The sequence below is a fragment of the Mycobacterium sp. 1274756.6 genome, from assembly GCF_001668625.1.
Classification (GTDB): Bacteria; Actinomycetota; Actinomycetes; order Mycobacteriales; family Mycobacteriaceae; genus Mycobacterium.
Genome location: NZ_LZLJ01000018.1, coordinates 1 through 15,905, shown reverse-complemented (window position 1 = coordinate 15,905; position 15,905 = coordinate 1). Strand labels below are relative to the sequence as shown.

The 15,905-nt window shown below is 70.7% G+C and carries 16 protein-coding genes; 6 read left to right on the top strand and 10 right to left on the bottom strand.

Annotation, left to right across the window (positions count from 1 at the left end; all coding sequences use genetic code 11):
- Positions 1-5 precede the first annotated feature (5 nt).
- The 3 genes from A5643_RS02600 to A5643_RS02590 are packed head-to-tail and all read left to right on the top strand — an operon-like array spanning position 6 to position 4,558.
- Complete coding sequence (locus A5643_RS02600) at positions 6-3,026, top strand: bifunctional [glutamine synthetase] adenylyltransferase/[glutamine synthetase]-adenylyl-L-tyrosine phosphorylase (protein ID WP_231995422.1); 3,021 nt, start codon at positions 6-8, stop codon at positions 3,024-3,026.
- Between the two features lie 48 nt (positions 3,027-3,074).
- Positions 3,075-3,701, top strand: a complete 627-nt coding sequence (locus A5643_RS02595; RefSeq protein WP_066851656.1) for a hotdog domain-containing protein — start codon at positions 3,075-3,077, stop codon at positions 3,699-3,701.
- Positions 3,698-4,558, top strand: coding sequence for a TIGR03619 family F420-dependent LLM class oxidoreductase (locus A5643_RS02590; RefSeq protein WP_066851654.1), 861 nt, complete (start codon positions 3,698-3,700; stop codon positions 4,556-4,558). The genes A5643_RS02595 and A5643_RS02590 overlap by 4 nt, the downstream gene beginning before the upstream one ends.
- Before the next feature lie 5 nt (positions 4,559-4,563).
- Here A5643_RS02590 and A5643_RS02585 read toward each other — a convergent pair whose 3' ends face one another.
- The 4 genes from A5643_RS02585 to A5643_RS02570 form a co-directional block, all read right to left on the bottom strand.
- Entirely contained in the window at positions 4,564-5,715 is a 1,152-nt protein-coding gene (locus A5643_RS02585) for an acyl-CoA dehydrogenase family protein (RefSeq protein ID WP_066851747.1), read from the bottom strand.
- Positions 5,716-5,725: 10 nt separating this feature from the next.
- Positions 5,726-6,148, bottom strand: a complete 423-nt coding sequence (locus A5643_RS02580; RefSeq protein WP_066851645.1) for a DoxX family protein — start codon at positions 6,146-6,148, stop codon at positions 5,726-5,728.
- A 30-nt stretch (positions 6,149-6,178) separates the two neighbouring features.
- Positions 6,179-6,610: a D-aminoacyl-tRNA deacylase gene (dtd, locus tag A5643_RS02575; protein ID WP_066851643.1), complete on the bottom strand. Its 432-nt coding sequence runs from the start codon at positions 6,608-6,610 to the stop codon at positions 6,179-6,181.
- 82 nt (positions 6,611-6,692) lie between these two features.
- Entirely contained in the window at positions 6,693-6,905 is a 213-nt protein-coding gene (locus tag A5643_RS02570; RefSeq protein WP_066851642.1) for a hypothetical protein, read from the bottom strand.
- 88 nt (positions 6,906-6,993) lie between these two features.
- On the opposite strand from A5643_RS02570, the gene A5643_RS02565 reads away from it, so the two are divergent.
- Positions 6,994-7,395, top strand: coding sequence for a hypothetical protein (locus tag A5643_RS02565; RefSeq protein ID WP_156628464.1), 402 nt, complete (start codon positions 6,994-6,996; stop codon positions 7,393-7,395).
- Positions 7,396-7,404: 9 nt separating this feature from the next.
- Here the strand turns inward: A5643_RS02565 and glnA are convergent, their stop codons facing one another.
- Positions 7,405-8,841: a type I glutamate--ammonia ligase gene (glnA, locus tag A5643_RS02560; protein ID WP_066851640.1), complete on the bottom strand. Its 1,437-nt coding sequence runs from the start codon at positions 8,839-8,841 to the stop codon at positions 7,405-7,407.
- Between the two features lie 168 nt (positions 8,842-9,009).
- Here glnA and A5643_RS02555 point away from each other — a divergent pair, with 168 nt between their 5' ends.
- Complete coding sequence (locus A5643_RS02555) at positions 9,010-9,468, top strand: RDD family protein (RefSeq protein ID WP_066851639.1); 459 nt, start codon at positions 9,010-9,012, stop codon at positions 9,466-9,468.
- 7 nt (positions 9,469-9,475) lie between these two features.
- Here A5643_RS02555 and A5643_RS02550 read toward each other — a convergent pair whose 3' ends face one another.
- The 5 genes from A5643_RS02550 to sucB are packed head-to-tail and all read right to left on the bottom strand — an operon-like array spanning position 9,476 to position 14,661.
- Entirely contained in the window at positions 9,476-10,228 is a 753-nt protein-coding gene (locus A5643_RS02550) for a DUF4191 domain-containing protein (protein WP_066851638.1), read from the bottom strand.
- A gap of 54 nt (positions 10,229-10,282) precedes the next feature.
- The gene (gene lipA, locus A5643_RS02545; RefSeq protein ID WP_066851637.1) at positions 10,283-11,218 is read right to left on the bottom strand and encodes a lipoyl synthase; all 936 of its coding nucleotides are present in this window, start codon (positions 11,216-11,218) and stop codon (positions 10,283-10,285) included.
- Complete coding sequence (gene lipB / locus A5643_RS02540; RefSeq protein WP_066851736.1) at positions 11,215-11,919, bottom strand: lipoyl(octanoyl) transferase LipB; 705 nt, start codon at positions 11,917-11,919, stop codon at positions 11,215-11,217. Before lipB ends, lipA begins: the two co-directional genes overlap by 4 nt.
- Positions 11,920-11,939: 20 nt before the next feature.
- A complete protein-coding gene (locus tag A5643_RS02535; RefSeq protein ID WP_066851636.1) occupies positions 11,940-12,842 on the bottom strand; it encodes a TIGR01777 family oxidoreductase in 903 nt (300 codons plus the stop codon).
- 4 nt (positions 12,843-12,846) lie between these two features.
- The gene (gene sucB / locus A5643_RS02530) at positions 12,847-14,661 is read right to left on the bottom strand and encodes a 2-oxoglutarate dehydrogenase, E2 component, dihydrolipoamide succinyltransferase (protein WP_066851635.1); all 1,815 of its coding nucleotides are present in this window, start codon (positions 14,659-14,661) and stop codon (positions 12,847-12,849) included.
- A 259-nt stretch (positions 14,662-14,920) separates the two neighbouring features.
- Between sucB and A5643_RS02525 the strand changes: the two genes are divergently transcribed.
- Positions 14,921-15,905 (top strand): PPE family protein (locus A5643_RS02525; RefSeq protein ID WP_066851634.1); only part of this gene is annotated, 985 nt, incomplete at its 3' end.

Genomic DNA, 15,905 nt, shown 5'->3' with positions numbered 1-15,905 from the left:
GATCGCTGCGGCCCGAAGACCGTGCGCAACGCCGCAATTGCGCCGGTACCGTACTAGTCGTGACCAGACCTGCCGATGCCCGCCGCGCGGTCCCCGGCGTGGGTCGGCTCGGGCTGGTCCACCCCACCGCGGAGGCCGACCTGGCCCGGCTGGGATGGAACACCGGCACCCACGTCGACCTGTTGTGGTCGCTGTCGCGCGCGCCCGACGCGGACGCGGCGCTGCTGGCCATGGTCCGGCTGGCCGAAACCCTCGGCGCGGACTGGGCCGAACTCGACGACGCCCTGTCGAGCGACCGCAGTCTGCGCGGCCGGTTGTTCGCGGTCTGCGGGTCCTCGCTGGCGCTCGGCGACCACCTGGTGGCCCACCCCGGATCGTGGCGACTGCTGCGCGGGCCGGTCGCGCTGCCCACCCGCGACGAGTTGCGGACGGCATTCACCGACTGCGCCGGCTCCGGCGGTGATGTCGAGACTCGGCTGGAGCGGCTGCGGCTGCTGTACCTGGATCGGCTGCTGGTGCTCGCGGCGTTGGATCTGGCCTCGGTGGTCGAGGACGAACCGGTGGTGCCGTTCACCGCGGTCGGCGCGCACCTGGCCGACATGGCCGACGCGGCGCTGGCCGCGGCGCTGCTGCTGGCCGAGGAGACGGTCTGCGGTGACCGGCCCCGCCCGCGGCTGGCCGTGATCGCGATGGGCAAATGCGGTGGGCGGGAACCGAACTACGTCAGCGACGTCGACGTCATCTTCGTCGCCGAACACGCCGACAGCGTGGCCGCGCGGGTGGCCGGGGAGATGATGCGGCTGGCCTCCGAGACGTTCTTCGCCGTCGACGCCGGGCTGCGCCCAGAGGGCAAGCAGGGCGAGTTGGTCCGCACCCTGGACTCCCACATCGCCTACTACCAGCGCTGGGCCAAGACCTGGGAGTTCCAGGCGCTGCTGAAGGCGCGGGCGGCCGTCGGCGACGCCGAACTGGGGGAGCAGTACCTGGCGGCGCTGCGGCCGATGGTGTGGACCGCCTCCGAGCGCCCCGATTTCGTCGCCGAGGTGCAGGCGATGCGACGGCGGGTGGAGCGGCTGGTGCCGGCCGACGTGCGGGCCCGCGAGATCAAACTGGGCACCGGCGGGCTGCGCGACGTGGAGTTCGCCGTGCAGCTGCTGCAACTGGTGCACGGCCGCACCGACGAATCCTTGCACGTGGCGTCGACCATGGACGCCCTCGCCGCGCTCGGCGCCCGCGGCTACGTCGGCCGCGACGACACCGCCAACCTGGCGGCCTCCTACGAGTTCCTGCGCCTGCTGGAGCACCGCCTGCAGCTGCAGCGGCTCAAACGCACCCACCTGCTGCCCGCCCTGGACGACGACGAGGCGCTGCGCTGGCTGGCCCGGGCCGCCCACATCCGCCCGGAGGGCCGCCGCGACGCCCTGGGTGTGCTGCGCGCGGAGATCCGACGGCAGAACCTGCGGGTGTCGCGGCTGCACGCCAAACTCTTCTACCAGCCGCTGCTGGAGCTGGTCGCGCGCACCGAACTGCAGTTCACCGACGGCCTGACCGCCGAGGCGGCCGAACGACAACTGGCCGCGCTGGGCTATGAGGCGCCGCAGAGCGCGCTGACCCATCTCGACGCCCTGATCAACCAGAGCGGGCGGCGCGGCACCGTGCAGGCGGTGTTGCTGCCCGGGCTGCTGGACTGGCTCTCAGACACCCCCGACCCCGACACCGGGCTGTTGGCCTACCGCCGGCTCAGCGAGACGCTCAGCAACCTGCACTGGTATCTGGCGACCCTGCGCGACGAGAGCGCGGTGGCCAAACGGCTCATGCGGGTGCTGGGCACCTCCGCCTATGTCCCGGAACTGCTGATGCGCGCCCCGGACGTGCTGCAGGCCTACGGCGACGGCCCGGACGGCCCGAAACTGCTCGACACCGACCCGGAGGCGGTGTTCGGGGCGCTGATCCGCTCGGCGGGACGCTACGCCGATCCGGTGCGGGCGATCGCCACCGCGCGGGCGCTGCGCCGCCACGAACTGGCCCGCATCGGCTCCGCCGACCTGCTCGGCCTGCTCGATGTGCGGGAGGTGTGCGCGGCGCTGACCTCGGTGTGGGCGGCGGTGCTGCAGGCCGCTCTCAACGTGGTGGTCCGGGCCAACCTCACCGGCGGCGAGGAGCCGCCGGCCCGCATCGCGGTGATCGGGATGGGCCGTCTCGGCGGCCGCGAGCTCGGCTATGGCTCCGACGCCGACGTGATGTTCGTCTGCGAACCGGTCGCCGGCGTCGAGGACTCCACCGCCGTGCGCTGGGCGGCGTCGATGGCCGAGCAGGTGCGGGCCCTGCTGAGCACCCCCAGCGTCGACCCGCCCCTGGACATCGACATCGACCTACGGCCCGAGGGCCGCTCGGGACCGCTGGTGCGCACCCTGGGCTCCTACGCCGCCTACTACGCCCAGTGGGCGCAGCCCTGGGAGATCCAGGCGCTGCTGCGCGCCCACACCGTGGCCGGTGACGCCGACCTGGGACACCGGTTCCTGCTGATGATCGACCAGACGCGCTACCCCCCGGACGGTGTCTCCGAGCAGGCGGTGCGTGAGATCCGCCGGATCAAGGCCCGAGTGGACGCCGAGCGACTGCCCCGCGGCGCCGACCCCAACACCCACACCAAACTCGGCCGCGGCGGGCTGGCCGACGTGGAGTGGACCGTCCAGCTGCTGCAGCTGCGCCACGCCCACCGCGTCCCGGCGCTGCACAACACCTCCACCCTGGAGTCGTTGGACGCGATCGCGGCGGCCGACCTGCTGCCCGCCGAGGAGGCGGAGCTGCTGCGGCAGGCCTGGCTCACCGCGACCCGGGCCCGCAACGCGCTGGTGCTGGTGCGCGGCAAACCCACCGACCAGCTGCCCGGACCCGGGCGCCAGCTCAACGCGGTCGCAGCGGCCGCCGGCTGGCACAACGGCGACGGCGGCGAATTCCTGGACCACTACCTTCGGGTGACCCGGCGCGCCAAGACGGTGGTGCGTCGGGTGTTCGACGAGTAACCACCACCGGGCGGCGGCCGCGGCGGGCGGTGGTGTTAGTAAGGACGGGTGGAGTTCCCCTTCGACGCCATCGCCGCCGACGAACTCGACCGGCTGCAGGCGCTGCACAACCCGTTGACCCAGGCGATCCGCGAGCTGATCGACACCGCCATCCACACCGACGCCGACGAGGCCACGGTGCGCGACGCGCAAGCCGCGATCGAGGCCGTCAACCGGGCGCTGGGCCGCACCCGCCGCAACGGTACCCGCACCCTGCGCCAAGCCGAGACCGGCCTGCCGGTGGCCTGGGGCAACCCGGTGGTGGGAACCCGCAACCCGATCGCGCCGCCGGTGCTGATCCACCACGAGGGCGGCCACTGCTGGAGCGAATTCGACCTCGGTGTCGCCTACGAAGGCCCGCCCGGCTGGGTGCACGGCGGGATCTGCGCGCTGATCCTGGACCACGTGCTCGGCGAGGCGGTCAGCGAGGGCCTGAACAAGCCGTACTTCACCGGCACGCTGACCTGCCGGTACCGGCGCGGCACCCCGCTGGGGCGGGTGCGCGTCGACGCCGACATCGAACGCACCGAGGGCATCAAGGCGTTCGCCCGGGGGACCCTCAGCGACGCCGAGGGGATCACCGTGGAAGCCGAGGGCGTGTTCGTCATGCCGGCCTGGGCGCGGGAGGCCCGGTGAAGTACTACATCTCCACCGCCTTCCTGGAGACCCGCGAGATCGTCGAAGTCGCCCGCGCCGCCGACGAACTCGGCTACGACGGGGTCGGCATCCCCGACCACGTGGTGAACCTGGAGACCCTGCAGACGCCCTACCCCTACACCCGCGACGGCCAGCGCCGCTGGCAGCCGTTCACCGACTGGCCCGACCCGTGGGTGCTGGTCGGGGCGCTGGCCCAGGTGACCGAGCGGCTGAAGTTCGTCACCACGGTCTACATCCCGGCGATGCGCGACCCCTATTCGGCGGCCAAATCCATCGGCACCGCCGCCCACCTGGCGGCCGGGCGGGTGGAACTGGGGGTGGGCGTCGGCTGGTGTGAAGAGGAGTTCACCTTGATGGGCCAGCGGTTCGACCGCCGCGGGCGGCGCACCGACGAGATGCTGGCGCTGATGCGCAAGCTCTGGGAGCCGGGCTGGACGGAGTTCGACGGCGAGTTCTACACCACGCCGAAACTGGAGATGACGCCGACGCCGCCGCCGATCCCCGTCTACGTGGGCGGTCTCAGCGACATCGCGTTGCGGCGCGCCGCCCGCAACGACGGCTGGATCGGTGACCTGATCAAAACCGACCGCGCCATCGAAGTCGCCGGCCGGCTGCGCGAACTGCGTGCCGAAAACGGCCTGCCGGTCGAGGATTTCACGATCCTCACCCCGCTCACCGACGCGCTGCGGATCGAGGACTACCAGCGCGCCGAGGCGGCCGGCATCACCGGGATCCTGACCATGCCGTGGATGTTCTACACCGGCCCGCAGGCCAGCCTGGCCGAGAAGGTCGAGGGGATGAAACGCTTCCGCGCCGACTACCGCCTCGACGGCTGAGAGTCCTAGAGGGACCGGGCGATGATCTGCTTCATCACCTCGTTGGCCCCGGCGTAGATGCGCTGCACCCGGGCGTCCTCATACATCCGCGCGATCAGGTATTCGCGCATGTAGCCGTAGCCGCCGTGCAGCTGCACGCACCGGTCGATCACCGCGCACTGCTGGTCGGTGAGCCAGTACTTGGCCATCGCCGCGTCGGTCGCATCCAGCTCGCCGCGCAGGTGCGCCTCGATGCAGCTGTCCAGGAAGGTGCGGCTGACCCGGGCCAGGGTGGCGCACTCGGCAAGCTCGAACGCGGTGTTCTGAAACTCGAACAGGCTCTGGCCGAACGCCTTTCGCGACCGGGTGTAGGCGACGGTCTCGTCGACGGCGCGTTCGGTGCCGCCGACGGCCTGGGCGCCGACGATCAGCCGCTCCTGGGCGAGCTGGGTCAGCATCTGACCGAAACCCTTGCCCTCCTCGGGGCCCAGCAGGTTCGACGCCGGCACCACCACATCGGTGAACGACCATTCGGCGGTGTCGGCGCCGTGCTGGCCCACCTTGTCGAGCACCCGGGTCACCTGGTAGCCGGGGGTGTCCCGCAGATCGACGATCAGCAGCGAGATGCCGCGGGCGCCGGCCTTGGGGTCGGTCTTGACCGCCAGGACCACCATGTCGGCCGAGCCGCCGTTGGTGATGAACGTCTTGGAGCCGTTGACCACGTACTCGTCGCCGCGGCGCACCGCCGTGGTCCGCAGCGCCTTGAGGTCCGAGCCGGCCTCCGGCTCGCTCATCCCGATCGCGCCGAGCACCTCCCCGCGCGCCATGGGCGGCAGCCAGGTCTGCTTCTGCTCCTCGGTGCCGTAGGCGGCGATGTAGTGCGGCACGATCCCGCTGTGCACCGCGATGCCCAGCGACAGGTCACCGGAGTAGCCCTGCGCGTCGAAGACGGCGAGGTCGTGGGCGAATGTGCCACCGCCGCCGCCGTATTCGGCCGGGATCGAGCACAGCAGCAGCCCCAGCTCGCCGGCTTTGAGCCACACCTCGCGGTCGATGTGGCGCTGGGCGTCCCACTTCTCGACGTGGGCCACCACCTCCCGCTCGAAGAACCCCGACGCCAGCTCGTAGAGCGCCCGGACCTCGTCGTCGTACCAGGACGGTTGCCGCTTGATCGTCATGAACTGCACCCTACTGGGGGCGGTTGCGCAGCCGATCCAGTGCGTAGCTGCCGCCGCCGGTGAACACCAGCAGCAGGAACCCGAAGCAGTACAGCACCGACGGCTCACCGCCGCCGTGGCCGCCCTGGGCCGGGTCGATCGGCCACAGCGCCAACGGCTGATGCTCCCAGAAGTAGGCGACCGCCATCTGCCCGGACGCGACGAAGGCCGCCGCGCGGGTGAACAGCCCGGTCAGGATCAGCAGTCCGGCGACGAACTCGATGAGCCCGGCCCACCAGTACGGCCAATGGCCGGTCGGCAGGTTCATGGTGACCGGCCAGTCGAAGAGTTTCGCGGTGCCGTGCGCGCAGTACAGCAACCCGAATACCACCCGGAACACGCTCAGCGCTGCCGGGCTGTAACCGGTCAGCCGCGCCTCGAGATCGGTTGTCATGCGCTGAGGTTACCCAGTGCCCGGTTGGGCTCAGTTCTCCAGCAGCAGGGTCACCGGGCCGTCGTTGACCGACTCGACCTGCATGTGTGCCCCGAACTCACCGGTCTGCACGGTCGCGCCCAGGTCGCGGAGCGCCGCGGTGAACGCGGCCACCAGCGGCTCGGCGAACTCCCGCGGCGCGGCGGCGTTCCAGGACGGCCGCCGGCCCTTGACGGTGTCGGCGTAGAGGGTGAACTGGCTGACCACCAGCACCGGTGCGTCCACCTCGGCGGCCGAACGCTGATCGTCGAGGATGCGCAACCGCCACAGTTTCTCGGCGAGTCGCCGTGCGATGTCGGCGGTGTCGTCATGGGTGACCCCGACCAGCGCCAGCAGGCCTTGGGGCCGCGGGTCGATGGCGCCGACGACGGCGCCCTCGACGAGCACCCGCGCCGCGGTGACGCGTTGGAGCAGAACACGCATGGCCGCGATACTGCCACGGGCGCCGGGGCGGACGGGGGAGCGGTTGTCCACAGTTGGGTTGGCCGCCGACTGGTCGTCGGGATCAACCGCTGATCTGGCCGGGTCCGTGGCCCGGATCGGCCTGGATGGACAGCCAGCGGTACGGCGCGTAGTAGGTCATCGCCCCGGACCTGCGCCGCACCCCGAGCACGCCGCCCTCGTGGAAGTGGTAGATGGCGTCGCTTTGGTACCGGTCGGCCGGGACTTCGGGCTCGTTGGGGCGTTTGGGTTCGTTGAGATAGACGGTGAATGCCATGGCGCCGAGCCTGCCACGCAGGCGCCTATCAGTGACTCGAAGGTGGCGTTCGGTTTCGCGGCGCGCCCAACCCGACTAGCGTCGAGTCATGACAACAGGCATCAGTCAGTTCCTCGAGTGGTTTCACAGCCTGTCCATGGACGACAAGGTGTGGTTGCTCGCCAACCCCGATTCCGAGTTCTCGGTGGACGCGGGCGCGCGCAGCAGCGCCTCCCGCCAGCTTCAGGGGGCGCTGGGCAGCTACTGGATCGAGGCCGGCCACGGCCCGGCCGCCCTCGCCGCCCCCGGGGTGGCCCTGCTGGAGGAGGAGCAGCTTCAGCTCGAGCACTGGTGGGCCGGGCTGGCCACGGTCGAGCGAGACCGGCTGCTCGGGCAGCGGCAGAGCGAACCGCCCACCGGTTACGGGCTGGAACTGACCGACCTCAGCGCGGTCGAGCGGGACCGGATGGTGCCGGTCTTCCTTGAGCTCAAGGCCCGCCAGCAGGTGTGACCGGCCGGCTCAGCAGTCGTAGTAGAGCGCGAACTCGTAGGGGTGCGGCCGCAGGTTGAGCGGCTCGATCTCGGTGCTGCGCTTGTAGTGGATCCAGGTCTCGATCAGATCCTCGGTGAACACCCCACCCTCGGTGAGGTATTCGTGGTCGGCCTCCAGCCGGTCGATCACCTCGGCCAGTTGGGTGGGCGCCTGCGGGATCTCCTTGGCCTCGTCCGGCGGCAGTTCGTAGAGGTCCTTGTCCACCGGCGCCATCGGCTCGATCTTGTTCTTGACCCCGTCGATGCCGGCCATCAGCATCGCCGCGAACGCCAGATACGGGTTGCCCGAGGAGTCCGGGCAGCGGAACTCCATCCGCTTGGCCTTCGGGTTGTTCCCGGTGATCGGGATCCGGACGCAGGCCGACCGGTTGCGCTGCGAGTAGACCAGGTTGATCGGCGCCTCGTAGCCGGGCACCAGCCGCTTGTAGGAGTTGATCGTGGGGTTGGTGAACGCCAGCAGGCTGGGGGCGTGATGCAGGATGCCGCCGATGTAATGCCGCGCGATGTCCGACAGCCCCGCGTAGCCGGCCTCGTCGTAGAACAGCGGTTCGCCGTTCTTCCACAGTGATTGGTGGGCGTGCATGCCCGAACCGTTGTCACCCACCAGTGGTTTGGGCATGAACGTGACGGTCTTGCCGCGCTGCCAGGCGGTGTTCTTGATGATGTATTTGAACAGCATCAGGTCGTCGGCGGCGTGCAGCAACGTGTTGAACTTGTAGTTGATCTCGGCCTGACCCCCGCTGCCCACCTCGTGGTGGCCGCGCTCCAGGGTGAACCCGGAGTTGATCAAGGCGGTGGTCATCTCGTCGCGCAGGTCCACGTACTGGTCGTTGGGTGCGACCGGGAAGTAGCCGCCCTTGAGCCGGGTCTTGTAGCCCAGGTTGGGACTGCCGTCGGCCTCGGTGCGGTTGCCGGTGTTCCACCATCCGGAGCGGGAGTCGACCTCGTAGAACGAGCCGTTGGTGCGCGAATCGAACGCCACCGAGTCGAAGATGTAGAACTCGGCCTCCGCGCCGAAGTAGGCGATGTCGGCGATTCCGGTGCTGGCCAGGTACTTCTCGGCTTTGCGGGCCACGTTGCGCGGGTCGCGCGAGTAGGGCTCGCGGGTGAACGGGTCGTGGACGAAGAAGTTCATGTTCAGGGTTCTGGCGGCCCGGAACGGGTCGATCAGCGCGGTGTTCGGGTCGGGCAGCAGGATCATGTCGGATTCGTGGATCGACTGGAACCCGCGGATGGACGACCCGTCGAACGCCAGCCCGTCTTCGAAGACCTCCGCCTCCAACGCCGACGCCGGGATCGAGAAGTGCTGCATGGTGCCCGGCAGGTCGCAGAACCGGACGTCGACGTATTCGACATTCTCGTCGGCGATGAGCTTGATGATGTCGTCCGCCGTCTTATCAGTCACGGAAGGGAGTCTCCTTAGCGTCGTCTCCGGCTGACGCTAAGAAGAGCATATTTCTCAGCGTTTAACCGGATGTTTCACAGACGTTACGCAACGGTCCTCGGCCCGCACCGAGCGGCCGAGCCGGGCGCGCCGCCACCCGCCCGCACCCGGCCGCCTACTGTGGGACCCATGACCCGTAGCAGCTCCTCCTGGTTGTCCGGGCCGGTCGGGCCGGACAACGACGACGCATACCGTGGCCAGTCGCTGGGGCTGCCGGAGGACGGATCGGGCGCACTGGCCGGGATGGGGCGGCGGCTGCTGGCGCTGATCGTCGACTGGCTGATCGGCTACGGGCTGGCGGCGCTGGCCATGACCGCCGGCTTGATCGGCCAGCCGCAGCTGTCCCTGGCGGTGCTGGTGGCCTGGCTGCTGGTGGGCGCGGTGTCGGTACGGCTCTACGGGTTCAGCCCCGGACAGCTGGCGGTGGGCCTGCGGGTGGCCTCGGTGGACGGGCGCAAACACGTCGGGATCGGGCGCGCGCTGTCGCGGGGGGCGCTGATCGCGCTGGTCTTCCCGGCGCTGTTCACCGACCTCGACGGCCGCGGTTTCCAGGACCGGCTGACCGCCACCGCGGTGGTCCGGCGCTGAGCGACTACTACTTGCGGCGCACGGTGCGCTGCACGCCGCGCAGCTTCGCGCCGGGCGGCAGCGGCCCCTTGGGCATCGCGGCCGGACCCATCCGCGAACCGAGCGCCGCCATCCGGGACTCCAGCGCGTCGATCTGCTTGACCGGAATGTTGGCCGGCAGCTTGTTCAGATACCGTTCCAGCTTCGCCAGCGGGACCTGGCCCTCGTCGTTGCCGACGATGATGTCGTAGATCGGCACGTCGCCGACCAGCCGGGCGGTGCGTTTCTTCTCCTGGGCCAGCAGCGGCTTGACCCGGCTGGGGGAGCCTTCGGCGACCAGGATCACCCCGGGGCGGCCCAACACCCGGTGCACGGCGTCGAAGTTGCCGGTGCCCGACACCGTCGGGGTGACCCGCCATTTGCCGCGCAGGTTGTCCAGCGCCCAGGCCGCCGCCCCGATCTGGCCGTCGGCCTTCTGATAGACCGAACGCTGGGCACGGCGACCGAAGATGATGAACGCGACCAGACCGCCGAGCACCACGCCCAGCGGGATCATCGTCACCCGCGAGAAGGTGCCGCCGGCGAACCCCAGCGCGACCGACGCGCCCACGATCAACACGAACGCGCCGATCATGTACGGCAGCAGCCGCTTGTCCTCTTTGCGCTGCAGGTTGAACGCCTGCCACAGCTGGCTGCGGCGTTGGCGGGCGGCGGCCTTGCGGGCGGCCTTGGCCTCGGCGCGGGCGGCTTTCGTTTCGGCGGCAGAACGACGTTTCGGCATAGCACCCAAGGATACTTAGGTGCGCGACGGCACCGAGACCAGCCGCGAGGTGGTCTAGTTGCGCGCGGCCGCGCGGCGCTCCATGGCCTGCTGGTAGAGCCGGCCCGCCCGGTAGGAGGACCGCACCAGCGGGCCCGACATCACCCCGGCGAAGCCGAGTTCCTCGGCGAAGCGGGCGTGTTCGACGAACTCCTGGGGTTTGACCCACCGGTCGATCGGATGGTGTCGCGCCGACGGCCGCAGGTACTGGGTGATGGTCACCAGCTCGGCGCCCGCCTCGTAGAGGTCGGTCAACGCCGACCGGATCTCCTCGGCGGTCTCGCCCATCCCCAGGATCAGGTTGCTCTTGGTCACCAGCCCGAAGTCGCGGGCCCGGGTCAACACGTCGAGGCTGCGCTGGTAGTTGAACGCCGGGCGGATGATCTTGAAGATGCGCGGCACCGTCTCGACGTTGTGGGCCAGCACCTCCGGGCGGGACTCGAACACCTCGGTGAGCAGCTCCGGCTTCCCGCTGAAGTCCGGGATCAGCAGCTCCACGCCGGTCTCGGGGTTGAGCGCTTTGATCGCCCGCACCGTCTCGGCGTAGAGCCAGGCGCCCTCGTCGGGCAGGTCGTCGCGGGTCACGCCGGTGACGGTGGAGTAGCGCAGCCCCATCGTCTGCACGCTCTCGGCCACCCGGCGCGGCTCGTCGCGGTCGAGCTGTTTGGGCTTGCCGGTGTCGATCAGGCAGAACGCACAGCGGCGCGTGCAGACCTCACCGCCGATGAGGAAGGTGGCCTCGCGGTCCTCCCAACACTCGTAGATGTTGGGGCAGCCGGCCTCCTCGCAGACGGTGTGCAGTCCCTCCCGGCGGACCAGACCTTTCAGATCGGTGTAGTTCGGGCCCATCTTGGCGCGCGTCTTGATCCACGATGGTTTGCGCTCGATGGGGGTCTGCGCGTTGCGTGCTTCCAGCCGGAGCAGTTTGCGGCCATCCGGAGCGACACTCACGACTGCGATGCTACGCGAGCAGGCTCCGGCGGCCGCCAGGACAGGGCCAGTCGCCCGTCCAAGGCGTCGGCGACCGCGGCGGCAACCGGCTCGCGGACCGCGTCGACCGGCACCGGTCGGCCCAGCTCGGCCGAGAGCGACGTCACCCCGGCGTCGGTGATGCCGCACGGCACGATCGCCGCGTAGGCGCCGAGGTCGCAGTCGCAGTTCAGCGCGAACCCGTGCAGCGTGGTGGCGTGGGAGACCCGCACCCCGATCGCGGCGATCTTGCGGGCCGGCCGGCCCGGGCCGCCGGGACACCACACCCCGGAGCGGCCCTCCACCCGCATCGCCTCGACACCGAGGTCGGCGCAGACCCGCAGCAGGGCTTCCTCAAGGCGCCGAACGTAATTCACCACGTCCAACGGTTCCGCGAGCCCGACGATCGGATATCCCACCAGCTGGCCGGGACCGTGCCAGGTGATCTTGCCGCCCCGATCGGTGTCGACGACGGGCGTGCCGTCGGTCGGCCGTTCGTGGTCCAGGGTGCGTCGCCCGGCGGTGTAGACCGCCGGGTGTTCCAGCAGCAACAGGGTGTCCGGGCCGCCCGCCACCCGCGCTTCGAGCAGTTCGCGCTGCAGCTGCCAGCCGGCGTGGTAGTCGAGGGTGCCGAGTTGGCGCACGGCGAGCGGCGCGGCGCCGGATCGGATCGAGGTGCTCACCACAGCGACGCTACCCGTGCTCAGTGCCGGGCGTTGGCGTAGCTCAACGCCTCACCGATGGTGTTGTGGTGGAACTGGAATCCGGTCCGCTCCAACGCCGCCGGGATGACCCGCTGGCCGATGAGCAGCCCCTCGTCGGCGAACTCGCCGATGGCGGCCCGCACCGCGAAGCCGGGCAGCATCAGCCGGCTGGGCCGGTCCACGGCACGACCGAGGGCGGCGGTGAACTCGGCGTTGGTGACCGGCGCCGGCCCGGTGAAGTTGACCGGCCCGGCCAGTTCCTCGTGCGACAGCGCGAACAGCACCGCCCGCACCTGGTCCTCCAGGCTGATCCAGGACATGTACTGGCGGCCGTTGCCCAGCCGGCCGCCGGCGCCGAGCCCGAACAGCAGCCGCAGCGGTTTGAGCGCGCCGCCGGAGGGGGCCAGCACCAACCCGGTGCGGGCCAGCACCACCCGGGCGCCGGCCGCGCGGGCCGGTCCGGTCGCGGCCTCCCAGTCCTGGCAGAGCTGGGCGAGGAAACCCGCCCCGGCCGGGTCGGTCTCGTCGACCGCCCGGCTGCGGGTGTTGCCGTAATAACCGACGGCGCTGGCGTTGACCAGCACGCCGACCTGCGCTTCGGCGACCGCGGTGGCCAGCACCTCGGTCGGGGTGATCCGGCTGTCGCGCAGTTGCTGTTTGAAGCTGCCCGACCACCGGCGCCGGTTGACGTTGATGCCGCACAGGTTGACCACGGCGTCGACCCCGGCCAGCGCGCCGCTGTCGAACTCGCCGCTGTCCGGGTTCCAGTACAGCTCGTCGGAGTTGGCCGGTGGGCGTCGCACGATCCGCACCACATGCTGGTCCGCGGAGCGCAGCGCGGCGACCAGGGCCGTGCCGATCAGCCCCGAGGAGCCCGCGATCGCGATGACGGCGTCGGACACCTCGTCAAAGCCCCAGGTCGGCCTCGAACGCCCCTTCTTCCAGCCGCTGTTTGACGGTGGTGAGGAACCGCCCGGCGTCGGCGCCGTCGATGAGCCGGTGGTCGTAGGTCAGCGGCAGGTAGCAAACCGACCGCACACCGATCGACTCGTTGCCGGCGTCGTCGACGATGACCCGCGGGCGTTTGACGATGGCGCCGGTCCCCAGCATCGCCGCCTGCGGCGGCACCAGGATCGGGGTGTCCATCAAGGCGCCCTGGCTGCCGATGTTGGTGATCGTGAACGTGCCGCCGGACAACTCGTCGGGGCGCAGGTTGTTCGACCGGGCCCGCGCCGCGATGTCGGCGATGGCCCGGGCCAGCCCGCCCAGCGACAGGTCGCCGGCGTTGTGGATCACCGGGGAGAGCAGCCCCTGCTCGGTGTCGACCGCGATGCCGAGGTGTTCGGCGTCGTAGTAGGTGATCTCGTTGGTTTCCTCGTTGTAGCTGGCGTTGACGTTCGGGTGGGTCTTCAACGCGTCGATCACCGCGCGGGCGATGAACGGCAGGTAGGTGAGGTTGACGCCCTCCCGCTCGGCGAAGTCGGCCTTGGCGCGGGCCCGCAGCGACACCACCCGGGTCATGTCGACCTCGTGGGTCTGGGTCAGCTGCGCGGTGGCCTGCAGCGACTCGCGGGTCTTCTTCGCGGTGAGCTTCCGGATCCGGTTGGCCTTCTTGGTGGTTCCGCGCAGGTGGGCCAGGGCGGGCGCCGGGGTGGGCCGCGACGCGGCCGGTTCCGACGGGGCCGCCGGCTCGGCGGCGGGCTGCTTCTGGCGTTCGGCCGCCTCGAGCACATCCTGCTTGCGGATGCGGCCGCCCACCCCGGTGCCCTTGACCTGGCTGAGGTCGACGTCGTGGTCGGTGGCCAGCTTGCGCACCAGCGGGGTGACGTAGGGGACACCGGATTGCGGCGTGCCCGCCGACTTCTTCTCCCGCGGCGCCTGCGGTTCGGGCTTCTTCTCCGGCTCCCGCTGTTGGGCGGGCTCGGGCTTCTTCTCCGGCTCCGGTTCGGGCTCGGGCTCGGGCTCGGGTTCCGGTTCGGGCTCGGGTTCCGGTTCCGGTTCCGGTTCGGGTTTCGGTTCCGGCTTCGGTTCGGACTTCGGTGCGGGTTTCTCGCCGCCGCCCGCACCGGCGGAGCCGACCCGGGCCAGCTCGCCGCCGACCTCGACGGTGTCGTCCTCCTCGGCGGTGATCGACAACAGCACCCCGGCGACCGGCGAGGGGATCTCGGTGTCGACCTTGTCGGTGGAGACCTCCACCAGCGGCTCGTCGACCTGGACCGAATCGCCCACCTGTTTCAGCCAGCGGGTCACGGTCCCCTCGGTGACCGATTCACCCAACTCCGGCATCACCACCGCCTGGCCCTCAGCACCGGATGAGCCACCGGAGGAGTCGCCGGAGGAATCGCCGGACTGCGCGCCCGAGTCGTCGGCCGAGTCGTCGGACTCGGCGCCGCTGTCGGCGGCGGGCTCGTCGGCACCGTCGGTGTCGGCGGAGCCGGCGTCGGCGTCGGCGTCCTTGTCGGTGTCGCCGCCGGTGTCCTCACCGGACTCGCTGATCACCGCCAACTCGCCGCCCACCTCGACGGTGTCGTCCTCCTCGGCGATGATCCGGGTCAGCACGCCCGCCGCCGGTGAGGGGATCTCGGTGTCGACCTTGTCGGTGGAGACCTCCAGGAGCGGCTCGTCGACCTCGACGGTGTCGCCCTCCTTTTTGAGCCACCGGGTGACGGTGCCTTCGGTGACGCTCTCGCCGAGTGCCGGCATCTGCACGGAGAAGGACATCGTCTGGACTCCTCGATCGGTCGGCTGAACACAGGCTCGACCTCTGGCTTACCACAGCGTTGTGGATCGGGGCGGAAACTGAGGTCGATTCTGCCGACCATCCTGTCACTGCCGTCCCAACGCGCCACGGCGGGGCGGCGATCCGGGCGCGCGGTCGCCCCGAATCCCGCGACACTGTTGAAAACGGTTTTCAAATCGGGTGCCGGCCGGTTACCGTAGTCCTTGTCGAAAACGATTGTCATTATCGTCGGGAGGGTGGATGACCGCGCCGGTCTGGATGGCTCTGCCACCGGAAGTGCATTCCGGCGCGCTGAGCAGCGGGCCCGGCCCCGCCGCGCTGCAGGCGGCCGCGGGAGCGTGGTCGGCGCTGAGCGCCGAGTACGCCGACGCCGCCGGGGAGTTGACCGCGCTGCTGGGCGCCACCCAGGCCGGCGCCTGGCAGGGCCCGTCCGCCGCCCGCTATCTCGCCGCCCACCTGCCCTATCTGGCCTGGCTGACCCGGGCGAGCACCGACGCGGCCGGCGCGGCCGCACAGCACGAGACCGCCGCCGCCGCCTACACCGCCGCCCTCGCGGCGATGCCGACCCTGGCCGAACTCGCCGCCAACCACGCCGTCCACGGCGTGCTGGTGGCCACCAACTTCTTCGGCATCAACACCATCCCGATCGCCCTCAACGAGGCCGACTACGCCCGGATGTGGATCCAGGCCGCCACCGTGATGACCACCTACGCCGCCACCAGCCAGGGCGCCCTGGCCGCCACCCCGCACACCCCGGCGGCGCCGCGCATCGTCAACGCCGAGCACGACGGCCACGACCACGACGACGGCGCCCACGGCGGGGATCTCAACCCGACCGACCCGCGGTGGTGGATCGACGTCGGCTCCGAACAGCTCAAGAACTTCCAGTTGCTGCTCACCGACCTGTTCACCAACCCCGCGGCGCTGCTGACCGACCTGCCGATGGTGATGGCGGACCTGACCTTCCACGCCACCCAATTGCTTTCCACCGCACTGCAGTTCGCGCCCGCGCTGCTGCAGCCGGCGCTGATGCTGTCGATCGCGAGCCTGGGCGGGCTGGCCGGGCTCGCCGGGCTGGCCGGCGTCACCGCGGCGCCGGCCCCCACCCCCGCACCCGGGGGCCCGCCGGCCGTCGAGCCCGCACCGCTCCGGGTTCCCGCGCCGGTGGCCGCCGGCGCACCGGGCGCGGCAGCGCCCCCGGCGCCCTGCTCGGCGGCCGTGGCAC